We start from the raw sequence: 22,655 nt of genomic DNA, 5'->3' as shown, positions 1-22,655 counted from the left end.
TCCAGCTGGGATCCGGGCCCGGGCAAGATTTTGCCAAAACTATTCCAACGGCCAAACCATTCCGGGGGGAACGAAAATGCGCCCCGGAAGTTTGTCGTGCGGAAGCAAAAATGCGGCGCGCCACACTTCGCAAAACTTAAAGCGCGAGGTGAAATTGTGGGCGCGGCCTGCTCTTAGATGCCAAGTTCCGGCAAAACTCGAACATAGCAAGCAATCCTTTACGATGAAAATATACTCGAACCAAAACGATTTTTCAGGCGGAGTGCCGTTGCAAGCGGAAAGCCGGTTCGAGAAGGCGGAAATCGGGCCAATTCTCGGTAAGACTCACTGCGGACATTTTGGCCGGAAATTGCAGAAAATTTTTCCTCTGCCGGGAGAAAACTCCGAACCGGAAAAGCTCCGAAACCTTCTGCTCGAGATTCAGGCCAAGCTCAATAAGAAGGCGCGGAGCTGAGAGCGGCATCGGTTAATGGCTGGCAGGGTGACACGGTTTTCCTGTCTGCCAATGGCAACCGTCTCGTTCATGCGCTTACCCTTCCAGCAAGCTTAAAACTTCATCGTGGGTGCGGGCATCGCATGATGCAACAACATCGCCGCCGTTTGCCGGATTGCCGCCATCCCAACGTGTGACGGTTCCTCCTGCCCCTTGGATGATGGGAACAAGGGGAGCGATATCGTAGGTTTTGAGATTTGATTCAATCACGCAATGGACGTGACCCGCCGCAAGCATGGCAAAGGCATAGCAATCGCCGCCATAGCGCGAAAGACGGGCCTTGGATTCGACCCGGCGGAATGCCTTGAGCTTCGCAGCGGAATATAATAACGGCGACGTCGTCATCAAAGTGGCCTGTGTTATTCCCGGGCACCTGCTGGTAGCAAGCTTGCGTTGCACTATGTGCCGGCCGGACCCAGGACCGCGCCACACCGCGCCCTTCCCATCCCCCGTGAATCGCTCAAGCGTGAAGGGTTGAACCATCATGCCATAGACCGGCAGACCTTTGTGCAAAAGCCCGATAAGACTGCCCCATACCGGCATACCGGCAATAAAACTTTTGGTGCCATCGATCGGGTCCAGCACCCAAACATAGTCCGCATCGCTTTGAATGGAGCCGAATTCCTCGCCAATGATGCCATGTTCTGGGAATGTCTCCTGAATGAGGTGCCGCATCGCGGCTTCGGCAGCACGGTCTGCCTCCGTCACAGGATCGAACATGCCTCCGACGTTTTTGTCATCAGCGCGAAGGGCCGTGCGAAAAAACGGCAAAATCGTATCAGCTGCGACGTCCGCGAGCCTTTCGACGAAAGCGGCAAAATCCACCGTTGCCATGCTGGTCCTATCGATCGTCTAACCGGCTGCTCGTCGCACGGTGGTGGGCCGCCTGCAAGCCAAAATGCGGAACCGTCCCCGTTGGTGCATGCAAAGTTGTGTCCCTATCCGCGATTGTAGAAATTCCGGCCGGTTATGCAGGTACGTAGGCTGTGGCCTTCTCTTGCTTCTGCGCGGCCGCGATCATTTTGCGGAGCTCGGGCAGGCACGATCCACAATTTGTGCCTGCGTTGAGCCGGGCGCCGATCGCTTCCGTCGAAGCGGCGCCATCGCTGATGGCGCGCGTGATAGCTCCCAATTTTACGCCGAAGCATGCGCAGATCGTGGGGCTTGCATCGAAGCTCGCGGACGCGGCTCTGCCTGAGAGGAGAAAGCGGCGCGCTGTTGCATCAAGGCGTTCAATCTTCCAGGCTTTGGCAAGAATGCTGTAAGGTGGAACGTCTTCACACCTGCCAAAAAAAACAACCGTTTCCAGCCTGTCACGTTGAATGAGCGCCGCGCGGAAAATTCCGCGCGAGGGATCAATATAGGTCGTTTGCTCGGTGCCGCGCGACCGGTCCGCAAGGGCTTCAAACACTGTTTTGAAGGGCTCGTTGGTCGCAAACCTGGCTGCATAACCACCCTCGATGGCGCTCCAGGCAAAAACGGTGTCGCCCGCCAATGGCGTGCGAGCTCGCGAGAGGACGAAGCCATGTGCGGCGAAGCTTATTGGGGTCAGCGCTGCCGGAACGGCCTTGGAATCCGGCTGACCCGAATGGGGATCCGTGATGGGATGGATCAGCGCGCCAGCCCGGGCGCGTCCCGCGGTCTCGTCGTTCCAATGAATAGGAACAAAGATCCGGCCTGGGACTTGCCTAGAAGTGATATTGACGCGAAGAACCGCGCTTCCATGTGCCGTGTGCACCTTGGCAAAACCGTCCTCCTCCAGGCCGATCTTCGCCGCATCGTCTGGATTGACCTCGACAAAGGGGTTGGGCATGTGGCTTGAGAGGCGCGGCGAAAGGCCGGTTCTCGTCATTGTGTGCCATTGGTCGCGAACCCTCCCGGTGTTCAACAGAAACGGAAAGTTTGCGTCCGGAGATTCGGCCAGCATGGGCTCGTTGATGGCGATGAAACGCGCCCGGCCCGAGGGCGTGAAGAAGCGGGCGTCCGCGAAGATTCGCTTTTTTCCGCCGGATGAGCCCACGGCAACCGGCCATTGAAGAGGCTCAAGCGAATCGTAATCAGCGTCATGAAGCCCGGCAAGCCCGCCCAGATCGAAGTCGCGGGTTCCCTTGTTCTCGAACGCCGAGAGGGCGGCATGTTCCCGGAATATTGCAGCCGGACCTGGATACGCGAACGCGGCGCCGAAGCCCATCCGTTTGGCGACTTCCGAAACGGCCCACCAATCGGGCTTCGTCTCGCCTGCTGGAGGTACGAATGCGCGTTGACGGGAGATGCGTCGTTCGGAATTGGTCACCGTGCCGTCTTTTTCCCCCCACGCGGCTGCGGGCAATAGGACATGGGGGCCAGCACTGATCGTATCGGTCGAGATTACATTGTCAGAGATGACAAGCAGATCGAGATTGCGCAGCGTGGTGCGGACATGATCGGCGCGCGGCAGGCTCACCGCCGGATTGGTGCCCATGATCCACAGTGCCTTAATATCACCCCGCGCGACGGCCTCCAACATGGCCACCGCCTTGAGACCCTCCCGCCGGGCCATGCGAGGCGCACCCCAGAAACGGCCGACACGATCGATCTCCTCCGTCGAAAATCCCATATGGGCCGCAAGCTGATTGGCGAGACCGCCAACTTCACGGCCGCCCATGGCGTTGGGCTGCCCGGTCAGGGAAAATGGCCCGGCACCCGGAATGCCAATGCGCCCCGTGGCGAGATGGCAATTGATAAGGGCGTTGACCTTGTCCGTCCCCTGCCAGGATTGGTTGACACCTTGGCTATAGAGGGTCACCGCGCGTTTTGTTGAGGCAAAGAGGTCGAAAAAAGCTTCAACATCAGCGCTCGATGCGCCGCATTTTTGGGAGACGGCGGCGAGATCCGGGGCGAATTTACGCGCCTCGGCGAGGGCTGTTTCGAAACCTTCGGTGTGCGATCCGATATAGGCGCGATCAATAAATCCGCCATCAGTCAAATGAACCAGAAGGCCGCTGAACAACACACTATCCATGCCGGGTGCGATGCACAGGGCGAGATCGGCGCTCTCAGTCGTCGCCGTGCCGCGGACATCGATGGTGACAATGCGCGCTCCGCGCGTCTCTCGCGCTTTGACCATCCGCTGGTAAAGCACCGGGTGGCACCATGCGGCGTTCGATCCCACAAGCACCAAGAGATCTGCTTCATCGAGATCCTCATAGCATCCTGGTACAGTATCCGAGCCAAATGCCCGTCGGTGTCCGGCGACGGACGAGGACATGCACAGCCGCGAATTGGTGTCGACATTGGCGGAACCGATAAAACCCTTCATCAGCTTGTTGGCAACGTAGTAATCTTCGGTGAGCAATTGACCCGATAGATAAAACGCAACTGCACCCGACCCATGCCGCTCGATGGTTTGCTGGAAACCGTCGGCGATGCGTTGGGTTGCCGCGTCCCATGTGGTGCGGGCGCCGTCTACCATTGGATATAGGAGCCGGGTTTCGAGTCCCAGGGTTTCACCAAGTGCCGAACCCTTGGAACACAGGCGGCCAAAATTCGCTGGATGGCCCTTGTCGCCGGCGATGGCGGCTCCGCCTGTTCCGTCAGGCGTCGCGACGACGCCGCAGCCGACGCCGCAATAGGGGCATGTCGTTTGAACGCCCGGCGCCTGCGTATGGGCATTCATCAATAGACGTCCGCCTGATAGCGGTGTTGCGCCCGAAGTTCCTTCACGAAAGCCTTGGCGGCGGCGGCGTCCATCTTGCCGTGGTCGGCGCAGATTTGGATGAGCGTTGCATCGACGTCAGCTGCCATGCGCTTGGCATCGCCGCATATATAGAAATGAGCGCCCTTGCTGAGCCATGACCAAAGTTCGGCGGCGTCCTCGCGCATCTTGTCTTGCACATACACTTTGTTCTCGCCATCGCGCGACCAGGCCAGCGAGAGTTTTGACAGCGTGCCTGCCGCCTGGAAGCCCGACAATTCGTCCTCGTAGAAAAAATCGGTGTTGCGCTTTTGGTGGCCGAAGAACAACCAGGCGGGACTCTTGGCATGGGCCGCCATGCGTTCTTGCAAAAACGCCCGGAAAGGCGCGACCCCGGTGCCAGGTCCGACCATGATGATGGGCGTGTTCCCGTCCGCCGGGAGGGCGAAATCATGGGCGCGCTGGACATAGGCTTTAATCTTGTCGCCGGGACGCAATGTCGCCCCAGCAAAGGTCGAGGCGACCCCAAGCCGCTCGCGCCCATCGATCGCATAGCGCACATGATCAACAGTGAGCGCGACGCGTCCTGGTCCTGCCTTATGCGAAGACGCGATGGAATAGAGCCTTGGTTGCAACGGTTCCAAGGCTTCGACGAACGCTTCTGGATCGGGTCTCAGACGGTTGAATTTCTCGAGCGCCGCCAGCACATCAAGGGTAGCGGCGTCGCCGTCTGGATCTTCCCCTTTCGCCAAGGCTTTTGCCTTTGTGCGTGCCACACCGCCGGTGATATAAGAGATGAGTTCGAACAACATGTCCGGCGCGAGGCCGAGCGAAACATCCTCGCGGAGCACTTGCCGGAGCGTTTTACCGGCGATGGGAAAATTCTGCGGTGCGCCGATCGCGTCAATGACACGGCTCACGAGATCATCGCCATTCGCCGGAAAGATGCCAAAACTATCCCCCGGTTCATAATCAAGGCCTGCATCCGAAATATCGAATTCGACGTGATATGTCGCTTTTTCCGACCCTTCCTTATTTAGCCTTTTGCGGGCGATGAATACGGCCTCAGCCGGAGTATTCCGCGAACGCCCTAGACGGACATCAACGTCAAGAGCCTTACTGGCGGCCTTGGCGTCAGCTTTTGCCTTGGCTTCGTCCGGGTCGGTCGCGCCTCCACCCATCTCTTCGATCAGGATTTTGAGCGTGCGGGCAGTTTCTTTGGCGCCGGGCACACAAAGATTCAGGCGGTCTTCAGATTGCGAGGCGATGGCATTGGCATAATCCTCGCAATTATAGCCGCATTGACCGCAGTCCTGTTGCGCCATTGCGGCCATCATGCGGCGTGGGAGCGGACGGCCTTCTGCAAGCTTCATCCGGTCGGCGAGAAGCAATGTTTGATCGTGCCAGGGGGCACCATCGTCTTCAAGCTCGGGCGCCACGGATTGCGTCGCAAAAGCGGCGGCAAGCGCCGCGCTTTCCTGTGCGGGGAGGGCGGTGCCGCCTTGCGAATCGGTTGTAAGAAGGCCCGCGAAGAATCCATTCAGCCAGGCGCGCTGTTCGGTAGAAAACGGTGCATTTTCCGGAATCATGGGTGCGGTCTGTGGCGGACGCGAAATGGCGTTCATGTCCCTTGTCCTTCGGCGAATTTCTTAAGGGCGCCAACATCGTAGCGGGCGGAAAAATCTCGAAAACCCTCGGCGCTGCAGGTGCGATGAGCAAGATATGCCTTCAGCAGGTTCTCGACTTTCGCTGGCGCATCTTGCGCCTTCACATCGCGCAAAATCTCTTGGCCGATCGCACCCTTAGCGCCATAGCCCCCGCCGGCGACAATGTGATAGCCATCAACTGTGTCACCCTCATCGTTAATGCTCACCCGTGCCGCGATGAGCCCGATGTCGCCGATATAATGCTGAGCGCAGGAATGATGGCAGCCTGTCAAATGAATGTTGACCGGCTGATCGAGCGTGACCCGCGCTTCGCACCATGCCGCGATATCCTCCGCATGGGTCTTGGTGTCGGCGGCGGAAAACTTGCAGCCGCGCGAACCGGTGCAGGCGACGAGTCCAGCGCGGATCGATGAGGCCCGCCAATCGAGGCCAGCCAATTCCACCGCCGCCTTGACGTTGTTGAGGTGGCCTTCAGGAATCCCCGAGATTAAAAGATTCTGCCAGACCGTGAGGCGGAGTTCGCCGTCGCCGAAGTCATGCGCAATGGAAGCGAGCGCGCGCATCTGGGCGCAGCTTAGTCTGCCGACTGGAAGGACAATCCCAAGATAAAAAAGGCCTGGCTGCTTTTGCGGATGCACGCCGATATGCGCCTGCCTGTCTTGCACGGGACGCGGCCGAATATGCTTTGCGTCGACGCGTGCGATGGGGTGCCCGAGTTGCCCCTCCACCTTGGCGAGAAAGCCATCCAGGCCGCCGCTCTCGGCAAGATAGCGGTCGAGAACATATTTCAGCCGCGCTTTGTTGCGGTTGGTCCGGTCACCTTCGGCGATGAAGACGCGCACGATTGCATCGGCGACTTCGCTGGCTTCATCTGGTTTAAGGATCGCGCCAGTTTCACGCGCCAGATCCTTATGTCCCGTAATGCCGCCGAGAATGAGCTTGAACCAGATACCGGGCTCAATGCCGGCGCCATCTTCGATTTCGACGGCCTGGAAGCCGATGTCATTGGTGTCTTCAAGCGTTGGAATGGCGCCGCCGCCGTCGAATGCGACATTGAATTTACGGGGCAGACCATAGAGCGTGCGCTGGTTCAGGATATGAAAGTGCCACGCACGGGTATAGGGCCTGGTATCGATCAGTTCCTGCCTGCTGATACCGGCAGTGGCGTCGCCGGTCACGTTGCGGATGTTGTCGGCGCCGGAGCCGCGCGAGGTGAGGCCTAGATCCCGAATTCCCTCGACGACATGGACCGCATTCTTCGCCGCGATGTCTCTAAATTGCAGATTGGCGCGCGTTGTCACATGCGCAAAACCGCCACCGAGTTTTTCGGCAAGATCAGCAACCCCCGCGAACTGCCAATGGGAAAGAATACCGTTCGGAATACGCAACCGGCACATATAGCTATCCTGCGCGGGTGCGACATAGAAGAGACCATAATAACGCCAGCGAAAATTGTCGGCGGGCTTCGGAAATTCGTCACGCGCCGCCTGCCCACGCAGTTTCTGATAGGCGTCAAACGGGTGCTCTTCGCGTTTCCACTTTTCCTGGTCCACAAGTTTCTTGCCTGCCTTGATCGTTTCGTCCTGAGCCAAGAGGTGGGGCGCGTCGGGGCCCATGGGTTTTGGCTCTTGCACTGGTGTCGAAACAGACGGCGAAGCCGAAAAGCCATTGCCGCCGCGCGCCTGAACGCCAGAGACAAAGCCTTCAAGATAACGCTTCTGTTCAGGGGTGAAATCGCCGGACATCGAAATGCCTCACGCGGCTTGCGGGAGAGCGAGCGCTGGCCCGAAGGCAAGCACATCGCGCAAATGCGAAACGTCAGCGCCTTCGCGAATGAGACCCTGGTACCAAAGGCCGTCCGCCGTATCGCCAAACAGAACTGCGCCCTTGAGTCTATCATTCTCGATGACGAGCTTTTTATAAACTCCGGTGCCATGATCCTCGAAAAGGAGGACATCGTTCGATGAGCTTTCCATAAATTCCCCGGCCGAAAACAAACTCACTCCAGACACCTTCAAATTTGTTGCAAGGATCGATCCCGCGTATGAAGCCGAAGAGTCTCCGGAGAGTTTGCGCGCCAAGACCTTCGCCTGTTCATAGGCTGGTTCGACGAGACCGTACACAACGCCTCGATGTTCGGCACATTCGCCAATTGCGAAGACATTGGGATCGCTGGTAGCGAGCCCGTCGTCAACGATAATGCCGCGATTGACCGTGAGGCCCGCATCGCGCGCGAGTTGCGCCCGCGGCCGGATACCGACCGCGCAGACTACGAAATCGGATTGAACGATCCGCCCGCAATTGAGTTCGAGACCCGTAACTCGATCTTCGCCCAACACTTGCTTTGTATCGGCGCCGAGCAGCACCTCGACGCCCTTGGCGGCGATCGCATGAGTCAGGAGGGCCGCCGCGCGCTGATCGAGCTGACGCTCCATTAAGCGGTCCATCAAATGAACTAGCGTCACTTTCACGCCTGCCTTGGCAAGGCCATAGGCGGCTTCCAGGCCGAGAAGACCGCCGCCGATTACCACCGCGCGGGCACCCTTCCGCATCAAGCCGCGCATCGCGGCGACATCGGCAAGATCCCGGAAGCTAAGGACATTTTGAAGATCCATGCCTGGCTTTGCAAGCATTATGGGTTGCGAGCCGGTCGCCAAGACGAGCTTTGAATAGGGAAAGCTCAGCCCATTCGCGAGTGTCACCGTTTGAGAAGCGCGCTCGATCGAAACAACAGCCTGTCCATCGAGAGTTGTGACGCCGCGCCCGCTCCACCATTCGCGCGGCTTCAATTCGATCGCCGCCTCGTCAATCTCACCCGCAAGCAGAGAAGACAAGAGGACGCGGTTGTAGGAGAGCCGCGGTTCCGCGCCGACGACAATCACGCTATAACGGCCAAGCGCGTTCTGCATCAGTTCGTCGACGAAGCGCGTCGCGGCCATTCCGTTTCCGATGACAACGAGGGGCTCACCCATGTGCCTGACCTCCCGAGGGATACGAATTTATGCGGCCTCGACAAACTGGTGGCGTTCATAAAGGAATTTCAAAACGCTTTCTCGGGTGTGGATGTAGGTATCATCAGTCGCGAGATCGAGCCGCTGGCGCGGCCGTTCGAGCGGTACATCGAGCACCTCGCCGATCCTTGCCGACGGACCGTTCGTCATCATGACGATACGGTCGGAAAGCAGCACGGCCTCGTCGACGTCATGCGTGATCATGATGACGGTATTTTTCAGAGTTGCATGGATACGCATGACGCTGTCTTGCAAATGGGCGCGCGTGAGTGCGTCCAGTGCACCGAAAGGCTCGTCAAGGAGCAGGACCTTCGGTTCCATGGCGAGCGCACGGGCAATGCCGACGCGCTGCTTCATGCCGCCGGAAATCTCGGAGGGCTGCTTATCCTTGGCATGCGTCATCTGCACGAGATCTAGATTGTGCATGGTCCATTGATGCCGCTCGGCGCGCGACTTCTTGCCCCGGAACACTTTGTCGACGGCGAGTCGCACATTTCCGTAGACCGTGAGCCAGGGCAGCAGACTATGGTTTTGGAAGACAATCGCCCGATCGGGACCGGGACTATCAACCTCGCGCTCTTCAAGCAAGATGACGCCTTCGGTTACGCCGGTGAGGCCGGCTACAAGGTTGAGAAGCGTTGACTTGCCGCAACCGGAATGGCCGATGATGGAGACGTACTGTCCACGCTCGATTGCCAGATCGACATCCTTCAACACTTCCGACGTCGTGCCGTTGCGCGAAAAACATTTCGTGACATGATCGATTTTGAGGTAGGAACGCGCCATGAGGCTCTCCTTTAATTTGCGACGGTGCCGCGCGTAACGAATCTGCCGATCGCACCCACGATGCGGTCGAGTACGAAACCAGTCACCCCGATGTAGCCGAGCGCGACTATGATGTCGGGCAGCCGCGAGGAATTCCAGGCGTCCCAGATGAAGAAGCCGATGCCAACACCACCGGTCAGCATTTCCGCTGCCACGATCGCGAGCCACGCGAGCCCTATTCCGATCCGCAGCCCGGTGAAGATATAAGGCGCGGCGGACGGGACCATGATCTTGGTGAAGAACTCAAACGGGTTGAGCCGAAGCACTTTCGCGACGTTACGGTAATCCTGCGGAATGTTTCGAACACCGACGGCGGTGTTGATGATGATCGGCCAGATGCTCGTGATGAAGATCACGAAAATTGCTGACGGGTTGCTGTCGCGGAATGCCGCGAGCGCGAGCGGCAGCCACGCGAGAGGGGGCACCGTGCGAAGGACTTGAAAGATCGGATCGAGCCCGCGCATCGCCCAGATGGATTGTCCGACGAGCGTGCCGAGGAGCACGCCGGCGACGGCGGCGAAGCCGAAGCCAACCATGACGCGCTGGACCGAGACCAGCACGCGCCAGCCAAGCCCTATATCCTGCGGTCCATTGTTGAAGAAAGGATGCTTGATCAGATCACCAGCTTCCGACCAAACGACGGTGGGGGATGGGAGGGTGGCGCCCGGCCGCGAGCAAAGAATCTGCCAGGCGATCAGGATCAATATGAAAGTGATCAACGGCGGCACGAGATTGCGCCGCGCGGATCGAAACATTGATCTCACAAACGGCATCTCAATGAGAGGGACGTGCCGCCTATCGCCGACGGATGATTGGATCGAAGTCTCTACGGCCGCCGTTGCGGTGCTTGAGTCTTGTGGCGAGCCGGTAAAGGACATGGGAATCTCCGTCGTTCGTTGAATTCTTGAGTCTGGGGCGTCATGCGACCCGCTTGATCGCAAGGCTTTTCAGATATTCGGAAGGGTTTGCCGGATCGAAGACCTTTCCGTCGAAGAAGGTCTCCTTGCCGCGCGACGTTGATTTCGGCACGTCAGCCGCGCTCGCATTAAGCGCCTTGGCGGCATCGCGCCAAAGATCCTCGCGGTTGACCTTATCGACCAGCGCCTTGATATCGGTCGAAGGTTCGAACTTGCCCCAACGGATATCCTCGGCCACGAACCATGTATCATGGCTCTTGAACGGATAGGACACCCCGCCCGCCCAGAATTTCATCTGCAGGCCAGTGCCTTTTGCAACCCGGCCATTGCCGTAGTTGATATCTCCCTTCAGCCGGCCGAGCACGTCGGCGGTGGGAACGTTGAACCATTGGCGCTTACCGAGAATTGCCGCCATTTCTTCTTTGTTTTCAGTTTTGTCGCACCATTGCTGCGCTTCCATCACGGCCATGAGAACGGCCTTCGCGGCTTTTGGATTTTTATCGACCCAAGCGGCCCGCATACCGAGTGCTTTTTCGGGGTGCCGCTTCCAGATTTCGCCCGTCGTGCAGGCTGTAAATCCAATTCCCTGGTTGACGAGTTGCTCGTTCCACGGCTCGCCGACACAGAAGGCATCCATATTGCCGACCTTCATATTGGCCACCATCTGCGGCGGCGGCACAACGATCGTGGATACGTCCTTGTCGGGGTCGATGCCGCCGGCGGCGAGCCAATAGCGGATCCACAAATCATGGGTGCCGCCCGGGAACGTCATGGCGATCTTCACATCCTTGCCGTCGGCTTTCTTCTTGGCGAAGATCTCTTTTAGCGGCGCGGAATCGAGACCGGCTTTTGAATCCTTATATTCATTGGAAACCGAGATTCCCTGGCTGTCGTAATTGAGCCGCGCGAGGAGATACATCGGCACCGGCACGTTGTTTTGCGTGACCTTGCCGGCCGAGATCAGATAGGGCATCGGCGAGAGGATATGTGCCCCGTCAATCCCATTTGACTCCGAGCCAAGGACGAGATTGTCCCGCGTAGCGCCCCACGAAGCTTGCTTATTGACTTCGACGCCGGTCAGCCCATGCTTATCGAACAGACCTTTTTCCTTGGCGATGATCAGGGGGGCGGCATCGGTCAGTGCGATGAAGCCGAGGACCACTTTCGTCACCTCAGGGCCGGCTGTTTCGGCGAAAACACCGGCCGGAAACGCGCTCTGCGCGGCCAGGGTGAGCGCGGCGGTGCCGCCAAGGCTAGCGGTCGAACCAATGAATGAGCGGCGTGTCAGTCCGGCCACTTCGGTCAGAGTCTTAGCGTTCATACGTTGGCTCCTTGCCAAAAAAAAGCCGCTGGCGGACCCACACAGAGTGAAGGCCAGTCAGCGGCGTTGCTGGATGCCCAGGCCCATCATTGGACCCAGAAAAGACCGTAGGGAGCCGGTCTGTGGTTATAGAGAAGCAAGCTATGTGCCAAACCTCCTACGCGGCATTCTCCCCTCTTGCGGGTTTGACAAAGCATCGCATCCATCGTGCTGCAGGTTGATTTATCAAGCCGCAATCTGCTCAACCACTACCCGCGCCGCATACTTATTGTGCAGTGCATGAAATTTAATCGTTCGTCCCGCTGGGGTTCAGGGACGCAAGGTAAGAGGGGATGTCATTCGCGGAAAACACAGGAGCGTCGAAGACGGCGGGCGTGGCGGCGTGGTTCGGCGGGATCGAGGATCCTGGAGTTGGCTCGTAGACGGCCGCCGCCGCTGCCGCAAAAGCGTCCGAATACGTGATCTGTCCAGCTGCCACCATCTGGGCATAGAGCCAAAGTGCCTGGATTGGACTGGCTTTGATGGCCTCTTCATCGAGCCGCAAGCCGGTGGCGACGAGCGGAGAGGCCGACGGAGAGGCTGGATCTCCTAGGATTCTTTCGATTGTCGCGGCCGGAACATCTTGCCCAGCCGTTGCCGTAAGTAGCGTCACGAGGGCATTCCGGTTGCTTGACGACGACGCCCAGCGCGATGCGCCGCCGATCGCTTCCACGAGGGCGCCGACCTCCTCTTTATGCGTACGCGCCCATTCTGTCCGGAAGGCCAATACCTTTTCTGGGCAATCGCGGACAATATCGGTGCCTTGATGAAGGATGATCCCGGCGCCCGCCGCCACCGCGACCGAATTCCAGGGCGCCCCGACACAAAAACCGTCCAATTGTCCCTTGCGTAAGGTCTCGGCCATGAAAGGGGGAGGCACGACAACAAGTCTGACATCTTCGTCCGGATCAATGTGACCGGCCCGCAACCACAGGCGCAATTGGTAATGATGACTGGAAAAGGGAAAAACATGGCCAAATGTGAGTTGCGGCTCCGCCTTTTCGCGGCGCCGTGCCATGATCCTAGCAAGCGCCCTGGCGGTGACGCGGGGATCGGACATATCGCCCTGCACCTCACGCAGCAGAGCTTCAAATAGGGCATTTGAGACCGTGAAGGCATTTCCGTTCAGGCCAAGGGCTACCGGCGCTATCAACGGCGCCTCGATTTGTCCGGCGCCGAGCGAGACCGCAATGGCGGCCGGCGCCAGCATATGTGCCGCGTCGAAATGGCCCGCGACGAGCTTGTCACGGATATTGGCCCAGGAGGATTCGGCAATGAGTTCAATGCCGAGCCCGTATTTACCGGTCAGATTCTGGGCTTTTACGACGTGAAGCAACGCAGCGTCCGTGAGAGGCACATATCCGATCCGCAGCCTTTGCGTCATCCCAATAACTCCGCGGCGGTGATGATGGACCGTGCAACGTCGGCGATCTTTTTGCCTTCATTCATCGCCACCTGGCGCATGAGGGCGTAGGCTTGCTCTTCCGGAATCGACTTGGCGCGCATGACCAGTGCCTTGGCCCGGTCGATGACTTTCCGGTCCTCGAGCTGTGACTTTGCCGTTTCAAGTTCCTTCTTGAGCTTGGCAAAGGCGTTGAACCGGCTGATCGTCGTGTCAAGAATCGGCTTCACCCGGTCACTGCGGAGGCCATCGACAATATAGGCCGAAACTCCTGCATCGATCGCGGCATCGATCATCCCCGTGTCGGAGCGGTCGACGAACATGGCGATCGGCCGGGCGACCGAACGGCTCATTTTGAACATTTGTTCGAGCACGTCGCGGCTCGGGCTTTCAAGATCGATCAGGATGACATCGGGATCGATCGCGTGAATACGATCGAGAAGGTCCGCCGTATCGTCGATGTGCGTGACGCTCATGTGGCCAGCCGCGCGCAAGCCTTCCTCGAGAATCGCCGCGCGCAGCGGATTCTTGTCGATAACGGCAATGCGCAGATCCCGGCTCAACAAAGCTCCCTAAGTCGATGATTTCCAACTAGCACGTAGCGGGCCAGGAGAGGTTTCGGTTTGGCGGACCGGACGGTGGCCATGAAGTGCTGGCGCGCGTGTCGAGCCGAATTGACTTGATTTGCAGGTTTCCCTTATAAGACGCGCAACCGCAACCAATGGGGTCCGTCCTTGCTAGGGAGGAAGCATTGGCTGCGCCGCCATCGTTTGGCGGTTTCGATGCTGATGCCGGCCGAGACTTGAAATATTCAGTCTTGCTGGAACGGCTTTTTTTGCGTTATTGGGACTGAAATTGGAGCGGCGCGGTGAAGCGGACTTACCAACCTAGCAAGCTTGTGCGCAAGCGCCGGCATGGATTTCGTGCCCGGATGTCAACCGTTGGAGGCCGCAAGGTCATCGCGGCACGGCGCGCGCGCGGCCGCAAACGGCTGTCCGCGTGAACCCTCCGGGGATTTTGCACGCGAGTTTTTGGTGTTCCTTTAGGTGCTCCTGACAGACATCGAATACGGCGAGGTTTCCAACTAGCATTTGCGTCTCAGACACCAATTCGTGCGGCTTCATAGCCCCGGCTCTTGGATGGGGCCGCGCTGGCCAAGCGCGCATCGGCAGCTTGACAATTATGCTTCGTCACTCAAGCGTCACAAAGAAGCGTGTGTAAAATATGGCGCAGAAACAAACATGTAGTGCAATAAAAACTGCTGCCACTTGATCTGGGGAAATGTCTTGGACGAGCCGCATGGAGGCGCCGTGGCCGTGCCGGAACGTCTGAGACGGCGAGCGGACTTCCTCCGCGCCGCGAAGGGAAAGCGCTTTCACGCTCGCGGATTGACTCTGCAGGCGGCACCGCGCGTTTTGCCGGCGCTGGGTACCCTCAATCAAAGCGGCGATCAGCATAACACCACGCCCTATGAGGATTCGCCACCACGGTTTGGGTTCACCATCACCAAGCAATTCGGAGGGGCGGTCCAGCGTAACCTCATCCGCCGCCGTCTTAAGGAAGCTTTGCGACTGATCGAACCTCTTCCGGCGCGGCGCGGCCATGATTATGTCATCCTCGCACGGCCAGAGGCACTTGCGATGTCCTTTGTGGCCTTGCAGGGTGAAATCATGCGAGCGCTCGGCAAGATCGATACAGATAAAAACCCGCCGCGAATGCGCCAGGCTCACCGCCGCAACAAACCCGTTTCCGGTGGTGCCGGCGAGGCACGCCACAAGAGTTCAAAAGGCAGGACACCCAAGGGATGAATCAAGAAACCAAGAACATCATTCTCGCAACCTGCCTGTCGATCCTTGTCGTCCTTGGCTGGGAAACGTTTTATGCCGGTCCGCAACTCGAAAAGGAGCGTCAGCGCTTAGCGCAAATGCACGCGCGAGACGCCTCAGGAGCGCAAACAACCGGGCAGGCGGGCAATTCCTCAAACAGAACGGGCTCCGGCGTCCCGGTGCAAACCAGCGAGCAGGAACCGAAAAAAACTCGCGCCGACGCGCTGGCCGAGAGTCCCAGGATTAAGCTCGACGCGCCCGCCATTTACGGATCGATTGCGCTTAAAGGCGCGCGGCTCGACGACGTTGTCTTAAAGCATTACCGGGAAACCGTCGATCCCCACAGCCCAGACATCGTCTTGCTCTCGCCGGCAAGTTCATCCCATCCCTATTACGTCGAGGGAGGCTTCATCACGGATCCGAACGCGACTCTTGTTCTGCCGGGACCGGAAACGCTCTGGCAGGCGGATCATGACGTTCTGACGGAGACCGCACCCCTGACGCTGACCTATGACAACGGGCAGGGTCTTGTGTTCCACCGCAAGATCGCCGTCGATGACCGTTATATGTTTACGGTGACCGATAGCGTTGAAAATAAATCAGGGCAGCCGGTTACGCTTCACCCTTATGCCTTCGTCAAGCGCCACGGAAAGCCGGTTTCCGCTGGGTATTCCATCCTCCACGAAGGCTTTGTCGGAGTCATCGGCGATTCAGGCGTACAGCAAATAAGGTACGAAAAGATCGAAAAGGAAGATCGCGGGACGAAGAGTTTCTCCGGCAGCGGCGGTTGGATCGGGTTGACCGACAAATATTGGGCGGCGGCCGTCATTCCCGATCAGGCCAACCCCGTCGAGGCAAGCTTTTCGGGCGTGATCGGCGCTGCCCCGATTTACCAGTCAGGTTTCGTCGACTCTGATGCAAAGACAGTTGCGCCGGGAACGACGAGTGAATTCACGTCCAGAGTCTTTGCCGGTGCCAAGGAGACCGATACGCTCGACAGATATCAGGCCAATTTTGGGATCAAGAAGTTCGATCTTCTGATCGATTGGGGGTGGTTCTATTTTATCACCAAGCCGATGTTCCGGCTGTTGCACCTGATCTACGGGTTTGTTGGCAATTTCGGCGTTGCGATCTTGATCATCACGGTTGTATTTAAAACACTCTTTTTCCCGCTGGCCAATCGCAGCTATCGAGCAATGGCTAAGATGAAGTTGATCCAGCCGCAAATCCTGGCTCTTCGCGACCGCTTCCCCGACGACAAGCACAAACAGCAGATGGAAGTGATGGCGCTTTACAAGCGCGAAAAGATCAACCCGCTCTCTGGCTGCTTGCCGGTGCTGATCCAGATTCCAGTATTTTTCGCGCTTTACAAGACGCTTGTCTTAACGATCGAGATGCGGCAGGCGCCATTTTTCGGCTGGATCAAGGATCTCTCGCAGCCCGATCCGACGAATGTTTTCAGTCTGTTCGGTCTCATCCCCTATGATCCGACGCAAATTCCCGTCTTCGGGCCTTATCTCGCCATTGGCGCATGGCCGTTGATCATGGGCATTACGATGTTCCTTCAGATGAAGGTGAACCCGGAGCCGGCCGATCCGGTGCAAAAGCAAGTTTTTACCTGGATGCCGGTCCTTTTCACATTCACCCTCGGCACCTTTGCCTCTGGACTCGTCATCTATTGGAGCTGGAATAATATACTGTCGGTCATTCAACAAACGACCATCATGAAGCGGGCCGGAGTGAAAATAGAACTGTGGGACAATTTGACCGGTATATTTCGCAAGAAAGCGACAACGACAACCTGAGTCGAAAAAGCGTGAAGGATTTGGCGATCGCACAACCCGACTTCGTGGAGATCGGCCGCAAGCTTTTCGCTGGGGAATGTGGTTTCGTATGGGCGGCAGCGAGTGCCGCTCAATTGCCGCCCCTAGGGCCGCCGGAGATCGCCTTCGCGGGACGGTCAAACGTCGGGAAATCCTCACTGCTCAATGCGCTGACCTGTAGGAAAACCTTGGCCCGGACGTCGCATACGCCGGGGCGCACGCGCGAACTCAATTTTTTCTCGCTCGGCAATGGCGTGGACAGTGCAAAACTCCGCCTCGTGGATATGCCTGGATATGGTTACGCGGCGACGTCAAAGGAAAAAGCCGCGTCCTGGAGCGTCCTGATCGAAGAGTTTTTGCGCGGACGGGCATCCTTATTGCGCGTTTTCCTCCTCATCGATGGCCGACATGGTGCGAAACCGATCGACTTGGATATGCTCGATCTTCTCGATCGCTCTGCTGTTTCCTACCAGATTGTTTTGACGAAATGGGACGACGTGGCAGCGGCTGAGCGGGAGCAGCGCCTTGCGGCAACCCTCGCCCTCATCGCCAGGCACCCCGCCGCCTATCCAGAAGTGGTGTTCACCTCGTCACGCGGGGGCGAAGGTATCGCCGAGTTGCGCAGCGCGATAGCAAGGCTGCTTTTCGAACGCGGCACTTGACGCCATTTAGACCGAGCTCGAGCGCTGTCACGGCGCCTGTTCCTCTATTCGTCGCCGAGGCTGCCATTTGCATCGGCAAGCGCGGCGCCGACTTCTAGGCCAAGGTCATCCATGCTTGTTTCCTCGACAACGTTGATCGCTTCCCCCTTGGCCTGGCGCTCGGCCTCCGTCGCGGAACGCGCGACATTGACGGAGATGAGGGCTTCGATTTCGGGATGCAAATGCACTGGCACTTCGTGGAGACCCAGCGATTTGATCGGCGCTTTCAGAACGATCTGATTGCGCATGGCGCTGAACCCGCCGGCCGTGACCGCGTCGGTGATGTCACGCGGCGAGACAGAACCATAAAGATGACCCGTCTCGCCCGCTTGCCGGATGATGACGAAGACTTGGCCGTTAAGTTTTTCAGCGACAGCCGATGCCTCTTGCCGCGATTCGAGATTGCGGGTTTCGAGCTGTGCGCGTTGACTTTCGAAGCGGGTCTTATTGGCTTCCGTCGCGCGCAGGGCTTTTCCGCCGGGCAGTAAGTAATTGCGGGCGTAACCGTCCTTCACCCGGACGGTATCTCCCATCTGGCCGAGTTTCCCGACGCGCTCAAGCAGAATAATTTCCATTACATGGCCTTTCAAGTTGCTGTTGAATTTTCAATTTCAGGGATTGGGCTCGGTGGCCTTTTTCTTGCGGTCGCGTAAGGAGAAAGCCGTGTCGAGAATGCCAACGACAACCAGAGCCAGCAAAAATACGAGCCAAGTCACGGGGATGGCGAGGCCAACATAAATCGCCGCGAGCACAGGAATCCGGAAGCTCGATCCGCGCGTCAGATAGTGGGCCACGGCAAGACCGAGCAGGGCATAAGCAACGCCGAGCGTCGTCGCGACAATGACGATGATAAGGCCGGGAAGACCGCCCAAATAGGGGCCTATCGCAGCGGCAAGGCCAAACACCAAAAGATAGATTCGCGGGAGTCGCAATTCCCAAGCTATGTCGGGCCATGGGCGGGGAAGCTGCCCTGAAAGTTGTGCCACGCGTCCGGCAAGCCAAAGATTGAGAATCATCATGATGAGGCTGCACCCGGCCACCATTGGCGCCGCTGCCAGAACCGTGGCGTGCGCCAAGCTTTTCGCATCGACGCCCTTCGGAAGCTGCATCCGGGAGCCAATCAGCTGGTCGACGACTGGAGCTATGTCCGCCGTGAGCCGTTCAACCGCTATATCGAATCCGCCGTACTCAGAGCTGACGTAAATCGCAAGGGCGACGCCAATCGTGGCGCACAAAGAGGTGGCATAGGAAAGAACACGTTCAAGCGGACAATATTCGCGAGCGAAAAAACTTCCGACTCGGGTCGTGACAACCCAATTAGGACTGCCCTTCACCCTGCTAAGTACAGCAAGAAGACTGAGCCAAAACGCAGGCAGAGCAAGGAAAAAAAGGAACGTCAGCCCGGCGAGAGCCGCTGAGTCGAGGTTGCCGAATTTCTCGTGCGCATAAAAAAGGATCGAGACAGTAAACGTAGCTGAAACAACCGCAGTAGCGCCAGCAATGGTGCCATAGCCGAGCATCGCGATCATGATCGGAAGCGGAGAGAGATTGGCGAGGATCTCCGCGGGAATTGTCTCGCGGGTGGCGACGCTGCATAAAACGGCCGCTGCGATACCCGCCCCGATCCCGATGGCGACAGCTGGACCCAATTTCTTCAAACGCTTCTTCATCATGCCTTGCTGTCCCGCTTGAACGCGGTTAGGGCCATCGGAGAAGTTAAGTCTCCGTTGATCCCAACAAAAACCGCGCGGCCTCACCGCGCGGCCTGTGATCTGCTTCTTTTAGTAGAGTGGATAGTAGAACAGTTCCACCTTGGTGGAAATATCCCACAAGCGGATGCTTGGCCTGTCAGAGCACGAGATCAACGAATGACGTAAGGCAACAATCCAAGAAACCTGGCACGTTTGATCGCCTTGGCCAATTCACGCTGCTTTTTAGCCGAAACAGCGGTAATCCGCGAGGGAACAATCTTTCCCCGTTCGGAAATGTACCGCGAAAGAAGGCGGGTATCCTTATAGTCGATCTTAGGCGCGTTCGGTCCGGAAAACGGGCAGGTTTTGCGGCGGCGGAAAAAAGGCCTGCGGGGGGCAGCGGCGGTGGTCATCAGTAGCTAGCCTCCTCGATAGCGGCAGACTCGTCGCGCGGGCGTCGCGGGCCTCGGTCGCCACGATCGGGGCGCGGTCCGCGGCTGCGGTCACCCCGTTCCGGGCGATCCCCGCGGTCGTCGTCGTCGCGCTTGCGCATCATCGCCGATTGGCCCTGCTCCAAAGCTTCGACACGGATCGTAATGAAGCGGAGAATGTCCTCGTTGATCCCCATCTGGCGTTCCATTTCGGTGAGCGCTGCGGGCGGGGCATCGATATTAAGGAGTGAGAAATGCGCCTTCCGGTTCTTCTTGATCCGGTAGGCCAGGGATTTCACACCCCAATATTCGACTTTCTCGACCTTGCCGCCGAAACTTTCGATAATGGCCGTGAATTGCGCCGTAAGAGTTTCCACCTGCTGGGCGGAAATGTCCTGACGTGCCAGATAGATATGCTCGTAAAGAGCCATGCAACAGCCTTTCTTTTTTAGTCGCCGCGACGCCCCAGCGCGGAGCCCTTCGAGCCCGGAAAGGCTCGAGCAGCAAACGAAGGCGGGGACACTGGAAAGCGGATCGAATGATCCTGCCCGCGTAGCGAGCTTCCGTTCAGCCCCCGGCTAGAGCCGCGGAACGTGCTTTATACAAGGATTTTCAATGGAGGCAAGGTGCGTTCTGGATCGCCTCAAAGCGGCATCGTTAACAAGTTCAGCCAGGTCCTAAATGCAGGGACCCCATTGGCCATTCGCGTGGATACGCCAGGATTTCAAGCCTGCCTTGGCGACGACGATGCGCCCGCTTTTTGCCATTGCGACCAAATGTTTGAAAACGAGCGGCGTCAGCCAGGCGAACGGCTTTTCAGGATCGCAGACGGCGCGATATTCATCGGAATCGGGATCTTCCATCAAAATCGTACCGGTGCGATCCGGGCGCAAACGCGGACCGAGGCTCCGTTCGCCCTTCCACGCGCACTCGTAGTCGCGGCAAACTTGCGGCCTCGTCATATAGATTCCGCAACCGCCGGACCCCGATGTCAGGCAATTTTCGCATAATTTTCCGGCGGTTTTCGTGAGCTCTGTAATCTCGAGAACTTTGCAGCAAAGGCTGCATTCACCGCAGGCTTTTCCTGGGATTGCAAGCATGAATTCCTCGTGACAGCCCGATTCGATGATCTTAATTTTGAAATTGGAAAGTCGCCCGCGCAAGAGGAATCGAAACGGACCTTAAGAATTTTCGGTCTGGTGCGGTCTAAGCGGCGAGCACGCGGGCGTTCACTCGTCGGCGTCCCCCCGCCAAAGCAGCTTGTGAGCTCCTTTCTGATTCAGCTTCCTCACACGTTAAAGCGCTTCCCGATCACGTGGAATCACGTGATCGAAAAGGAAACGTTCAATTTCAAAGAGTTGGAGCGTGTCCTGATCGAAAAAGTCGAGCAACTTTTTTGGGACATGCTCTAGACTCTGGTAAAAAAAGCTTCTTAAGGCCGCTTTCGGATTAGTTGCTCGGATGTAATTGCAATCATGAGAACGTGGGTGCCGAGCAAAGCCAGGGCGGTCCCCGTTAACCCGTGCGAAGCGGCACCCACGTAACAAGCGGCAATGCCGATCACGCTCAGTACCGCGAAGGCGTCAGAAACTATGACATGCCGATTGATTGAGGAAAGAGGCACAAACAGCGCCGCCCAAATCATTTCCGCACCGACAGAGAAAACCAGAAGTGTAAAAAAAGGCTCCTCTGCCACTAGCCTTCCATTTGTCCAACGCTCGATAATGAAATTGCCCGCGTAAATCGTAAAGATTACATAAATGAGGGTCCCCGTCGCAACGAGCGCGAGATGAATCTTGAGGATATAAAAAAAGCGAGAGACGTCGTTCATGCCAAAGAGACGAGAATATTCAGGCATAAGAGAAAAATTCACCATATTCATGGCCGATGTTCCGAGCCTGACGAGCGTACGCGAAGTCGAGAATACAACAACTTGAGCCGGGCTGGAAATCAAGCCGAGAATCACAACTGGACCTTGGATCAGCAGTGCCGTTCCAATCGGAACGAACATATAACTCATCGACGGATGGGCGAGATGTTTGATTTCCTTCTGTGAGCAAAACGACCAGCCGAGCCGCAACCATGGTGCGATTGATTGCAGCCAAACGAATATCGCGGCCGTAAAGACCAAGCGATTGACCAGCATGGCTATCGCTGCCATCACGGGATCGCCGCCAAGTAACGCGGTGGCGGCGATCACCGCGGCTTCGCCAAGCCTCGAAGATGCGGCCCAGATTGTTTCCGCGGCCGGCTTCCCTGCGGCGCGGGCCGCAGCATGGAGAAGTTGGAAATACTGAAAACAGGCGATGTTCAATGTAAAAAGAAAAAGTATGAGTTTTGCGTCGCTTTCAAGCATCGGATCCAAAGCGAAAATCGAACCAAGCCGAATCGAAACAATTAAAACAGTCGCTAAAAGCGTGACAGCGGCAACGATGACGTTGAGCAGCATGAAGACGCTTTGATAGGTGACGAGCGCACCCTGACGGTCGCCGCTCGCCGCTTTCATCGTCATTTCGTTTTTGGCAATGAAGGTAAAGCCAAAATCACTTAGCGTCAGATAGGCCAAGAGCGCCGACAGAAGAAGCCAGGCGCCATAGCGCTCGATCCCCCAAGCATGCAGTAGGATTGGCACGAGACCGATCTGCGCGGCAATGGTGACGACTTGTCCATAAACATTTGCGCCAAACGTAAAGCCAACGCGCTTAAACGAACCTGAAGAGGACATGCTAATCAACCAATGCTGCTAAACGGACGGATGTCATGATCGTCTCGACGAAAGGCGAGCCTTGCCGCGCGTTCACGGCGCGGCTAAAGAATTGATGGAATACGCACGCG

General features: G+C 57.7%; 20 protein-coding genes. 4 read left to right on the top strand and 16 right to left on the bottom strand.

Annotated elements, in window-relative coordinates; genetic code table 11:
- Nucleotides 1-529: 529 nt before the first annotated feature.
- From hisN to QEV83_RS06325, 10 genes are all read right to left on the bottom strand, one after another.
- Nucleotides 530-1,327: a histidinol-phosphatase gene (gene hisN, locus QEV83_RS06370; protein WP_280130381.1), complete on the bottom strand. Its 798-nt coding sequence runs from the start codon at nucleotides 1,325-1,327 to the stop codon at nucleotides 530-532.
- Between the two features lie 133 nt (nucleotides 1,328-1,460).
- Nucleotides 1,461-4,148, bottom strand: a complete 2,688-nt coding sequence (locus QEV83_RS06365) for a nitrate reductase (protein WP_280130380.1) — start codon at nucleotides 4,146-4,148, stop codon at nucleotides 1,461-1,463.
- Nucleotides 4,148-5,791: a sulfite reductase subunit alpha gene (locus QEV83_RS06360; RefSeq protein WP_280130379.1), complete on the bottom strand. Its 1,644-nt coding sequence runs from the start codon at nucleotides 5,789-5,791 to the stop codon at nucleotides 4,148-4,150. Before QEV83_RS06360 ends, QEV83_RS06365 begins: the two co-directional genes overlap by 1 nt.
- Complete coding sequence (locus QEV83_RS06355) at nucleotides 5,788-7,578, bottom strand: NirA family protein (RefSeq protein WP_280130378.1); 1,791 nt, start codon at nucleotides 7,576-7,578, stop codon at nucleotides 5,788-5,790. The genes QEV83_RS06360 and QEV83_RS06355 overlap by 4 nt, the downstream gene beginning before the upstream one ends.
- 9 nt (nucleotides 7,579-7,587) lie before the next feature.
- Nucleotides 7,588-8,805: an FAD-dependent oxidoreductase gene (locus tag QEV83_RS06350; RefSeq protein WP_280130377.1), complete on the bottom strand. Its 1,218-nt coding sequence runs from the start codon at nucleotides 8,803-8,805 to the stop codon at nucleotides 7,588-7,590.
- A 27-nt stretch (nucleotides 8,806-8,832) separates the two neighbouring features.
- Nucleotides 8,833-9,630 (bottom strand): ABC transporter ATP-binding protein, encoded by a 798-nt coding sequence (locus QEV83_RS06345; RefSeq protein WP_280130376.1) that lies wholly within the window; start codon nucleotides 9,628-9,630, stop codon nucleotides 8,833-8,835.
- An 11-nt stretch (nucleotides 9,631-9,641) separates the two neighbouring features.
- Nucleotides 9,642-10,547: a nitrate ABC transporter permease gene (ntrB, locus tag QEV83_RS06340; RefSeq protein ID WP_280130375.1), complete on the bottom strand. Its 906-nt coding sequence runs from the start codon at nucleotides 10,545-10,547 to the stop codon at nucleotides 9,642-9,644.
- A 40-nt stretch (nucleotides 10,548-10,587) separates the two neighbouring features.
- Complete coding sequence (locus QEV83_RS06335) at nucleotides 10,588-11,907, bottom strand: CmpA/NrtA family ABC transporter substrate-binding protein (RefSeq protein ID WP_280130374.1); 1,320 nt, start codon at nucleotides 11,905-11,907, stop codon at nucleotides 10,588-10,590.
- Nucleotides 11,908-12,193: 286 nt separating this feature from the next.
- Nucleotides 12,194-13,330: a CmpA/NrtA family ABC transporter substrate-binding protein gene (locus QEV83_RS06330; RefSeq protein WP_280130373.1), complete on the bottom strand. Its 1,137-nt coding sequence runs from the start codon at nucleotides 13,328-13,330 to the stop codon at nucleotides 12,194-12,196.
- A complete protein-coding gene (locus QEV83_RS06325) occupies nucleotides 13,327-13,911 on the bottom strand; it encodes an ANTAR domain-containing protein (protein WP_280130372.1) in 585 nt (194 codons plus the stop codon). The genes QEV83_RS06330 and QEV83_RS06325 overlap by 4 nt, the downstream gene beginning before the upstream one ends.
- A gap of 305 nt (nucleotides 13,912-14,216) precedes the next feature.
- Here QEV83_RS06325 and rpmH point away from each other — a divergent pair, with 305 nt between their 5' ends.
- The 4 genes from rpmH to yihA all read left to right on the top strand — a co-directional run bounded on the left by rpmH (nucleotide 14,217) and on the right by yihA (nucleotide 17,659).
- The gene (gene rpmH / locus QEV83_RS06320) at nucleotides 14,217-14,351 is read left to right on the top strand and encodes a 50S ribosomal protein L34 (RefSeq protein WP_280130371.1); all 135 of its coding nucleotides are present in this window, start codon (nucleotides 14,217-14,219) and stop codon (nucleotides 14,349-14,351) included.
- Nucleotides 14,352-14,634: 283 nt separating this feature from the next.
- Entirely contained in the window at nucleotides 14,635-15,156 is a 522-nt protein-coding gene (gene rnpA / locus QEV83_RS06315; protein WP_280130370.1) for a ribonuclease P protein component, read from the top strand.
- A complete protein-coding gene (yidC, locus tag QEV83_RS06310; RefSeq protein ID WP_280130369.1) occupies nucleotides 15,153-16,979 on the top strand; it encodes a membrane protein insertase YidC in 1,827 nt (608 codons plus the stop codon). The genes rnpA and yidC overlap by 4 nt, the downstream gene beginning before the upstream one ends.
- Nucleotides 16,980-16,999: 20 nt before the next feature.
- Complete coding sequence (gene yihA, locus QEV83_RS06305) at nucleotides 17,000-17,659, top strand: ribosome biogenesis GTP-binding protein YihA/YsxC (protein WP_280130987.1); 660 nt, start codon at nucleotides 17,000-17,002, stop codon at nucleotides 17,657-17,659.
- Between the two features lie 44 nt (nucleotides 17,660-17,703).
- Here the strand turns inward: yihA and rplI are convergent, their stop codons facing one another.
- The 6 genes from rplI to QEV83_RS06275 all read right to left on the bottom strand — a co-directional run bounded on the left by rplI (nucleotide 17,704) and on the right by QEV83_RS06275 (nucleotide 22,545).
- Entirely contained in the window at nucleotides 17,704-18,273 is a 570-nt protein-coding gene (gene rplI / locus QEV83_RS06300; RefSeq protein WP_280130368.1) for a 50S ribosomal protein L9, read from the bottom strand.
- Between the two features lie 36 nt (nucleotides 18,274-18,309).
- Complete coding sequence (locus tag QEV83_RS06295; RefSeq protein ID WP_280130367.1) at nucleotides 18,310-19,371, bottom strand: hypothetical protein; 1,062 nt, start codon at nucleotides 19,369-19,371, stop codon at nucleotides 18,310-18,312.
- Nucleotides 19,372-19,559: 188 nt separating this feature from the next.
- Complete coding sequence (gene rpsR / locus QEV83_RS06290) at nucleotides 19,560-19,802, bottom strand: 30S ribosomal protein S18 (RefSeq protein ID WP_280130366.1); 243 nt, start codon at nucleotides 19,800-19,802, stop codon at nucleotides 19,560-19,562.
- On the bottom strand, nucleotides 19,802-20,251 hold the full coding sequence (gene rpsF / locus QEV83_RS06285) for a 30S ribosomal protein S6 (RefSeq protein WP_280130365.1): 450 nt from the start codon (nucleotides 20,249-20,251) through the stop codon (nucleotides 19,802-19,804). The genes rpsR and rpsF overlap by 1 nt, the downstream gene beginning before the upstream one ends.
- Before the next feature lie 246 nt (nucleotides 20,252-20,497).
- Nucleotides 20,498-20,782 carry a hypothetical protein gene (locus tag QEV83_RS06280; protein ID WP_348273262.1) on the bottom strand — a complete coding sequence of 95 codons (285 nt, stop codon included), beginning with the start codon at nucleotides 20,780-20,782 and terminating at the stop codon, nucleotides 20,498-20,500.
- Between the two features lie 470 nt (nucleotides 20,783-21,252).
- Complete coding sequence (locus tag QEV83_RS06275; RefSeq protein WP_280130363.1) at nucleotides 21,253-22,545, bottom strand: hypothetical protein; 1,293 nt, start codon at nucleotides 22,543-22,545, stop codon at nucleotides 21,253-21,255.
- Between the last annotated feature and the right edge of the window lie 110 nt (nucleotides 22,546-22,655).

This window comes from Methylocapsa sp. D3K7 (assembly GCF_029855125.1).
In the GTDB taxonomy this organism is placed as follows: Bacteria; Pseudomonadota; Alphaproteobacteria; order Rhizobiales; family Beijerinckiaceae; genus Methylocapsa.
This window is presented reverse-complemented; position numbering and strand designations above follow the sequence as displayed.

Coding starts and splice junctions, on each gene's coding strand:
- hisN (WP_280130381.1), bottom strand. CDS start 1,327: ATGGCAACGGTGGATTTTGCCGCTTTCGTCGAAAGGCTCGCGGACGTC.
- QEV83_RS06365 (WP_280130380.1), bottom strand. CDS start 4,148: ATGAATGCCCATACGCAGGCGCCGGGCGTTCAAACGACATGCCCCTAT.
- QEV83_RS06360 (WP_280130379.1), bottom strand. CDS start 5,791: ATGAACGCCATTTCGCGTCCGCCACAGACCGCACCCATGATTCCGGAA.
- QEV83_RS06355 (WP_280130378.1), bottom strand. CDS start 7,578: ATGTCCGGCGATTTCACCCCTGAACAGAAGCGTTATCTTGAAGGCTTT.
- QEV83_RS06350 (WP_280130377.1), bottom strand. CDS start 8,805: ATGGGTGAGCCCCTCGTTGTCATCGGAAACGGAATGGCCGCGACGCGC.
- QEV83_RS06345 (WP_280130376.1), bottom strand. CDS start 9,630: ATGGCGCGTTCCTACCTCAAAATCGATCATGTCACGAAATGTTTTTCG.
- ntrB (WP_280130375.1), bottom strand. CDS start 10,547: ATGTCCTTTACCGGCTCGCCACAAGACTCAAGCACCGCAACGGCGGCC.
- QEV83_RS06335 (WP_280130374.1), bottom strand. CDS start 11,907: ATGAACGCTAAGACTCTGACCGAAGTGGCCGGACTGACACGCCGCTCA.
- QEV83_RS06330 (WP_280130373.1), bottom strand. CDS start 13,330: ATGACGCAAAGGCTGCGGATCGGATATGTGCCTCTCACGGACGCTGCG.
- yidC (WP_280130369.1), top strand. CDS start 15,153: ATGAATCAAGAAACCAAGAACATCATTCTCGCAACCTGCCTGTCGATC.
- rplI (WP_280130368.1), bottom strand. CDS start 18,273: ATGGAAATTATTCTGCTTGAGCGCGTCGGGAAACTCGGCCAGATGGGA.
- QEV83_RS06295 (WP_280130367.1), bottom strand. CDS start 19,371: ATGATGAAGAAGCGTTTGAAGAAATTGGGTCCAGCTGTCGCCATCGGG.
- rpsR (WP_280130366.1), bottom strand. CDS start 19,802: ATGACCACCGCCGCTGCCCCCCGCAGGCCTTTTTTCCGCCGCCGCAAA.
- rpsF (WP_280130365.1), bottom strand. CDS start 20,251: ATGGCTCTTTACGAGCATATCTATCTGGCACGTCAGGACATTTCCGCC.
- QEV83_RS06280 (WP_348273262.1), bottom strand. CDS start 20,782: ATGACGAGGCCGCAAGTTTGCCGCGACTACGAGTGCGCGTGGAAGGGC.
- QEV83_RS06275 (WP_280130363.1), bottom strand. CDS start 22,545: ATGTCCTCTTCAGGTTCGTTTAAGCGCGTTGGCTTTACGTTTGGCGCA.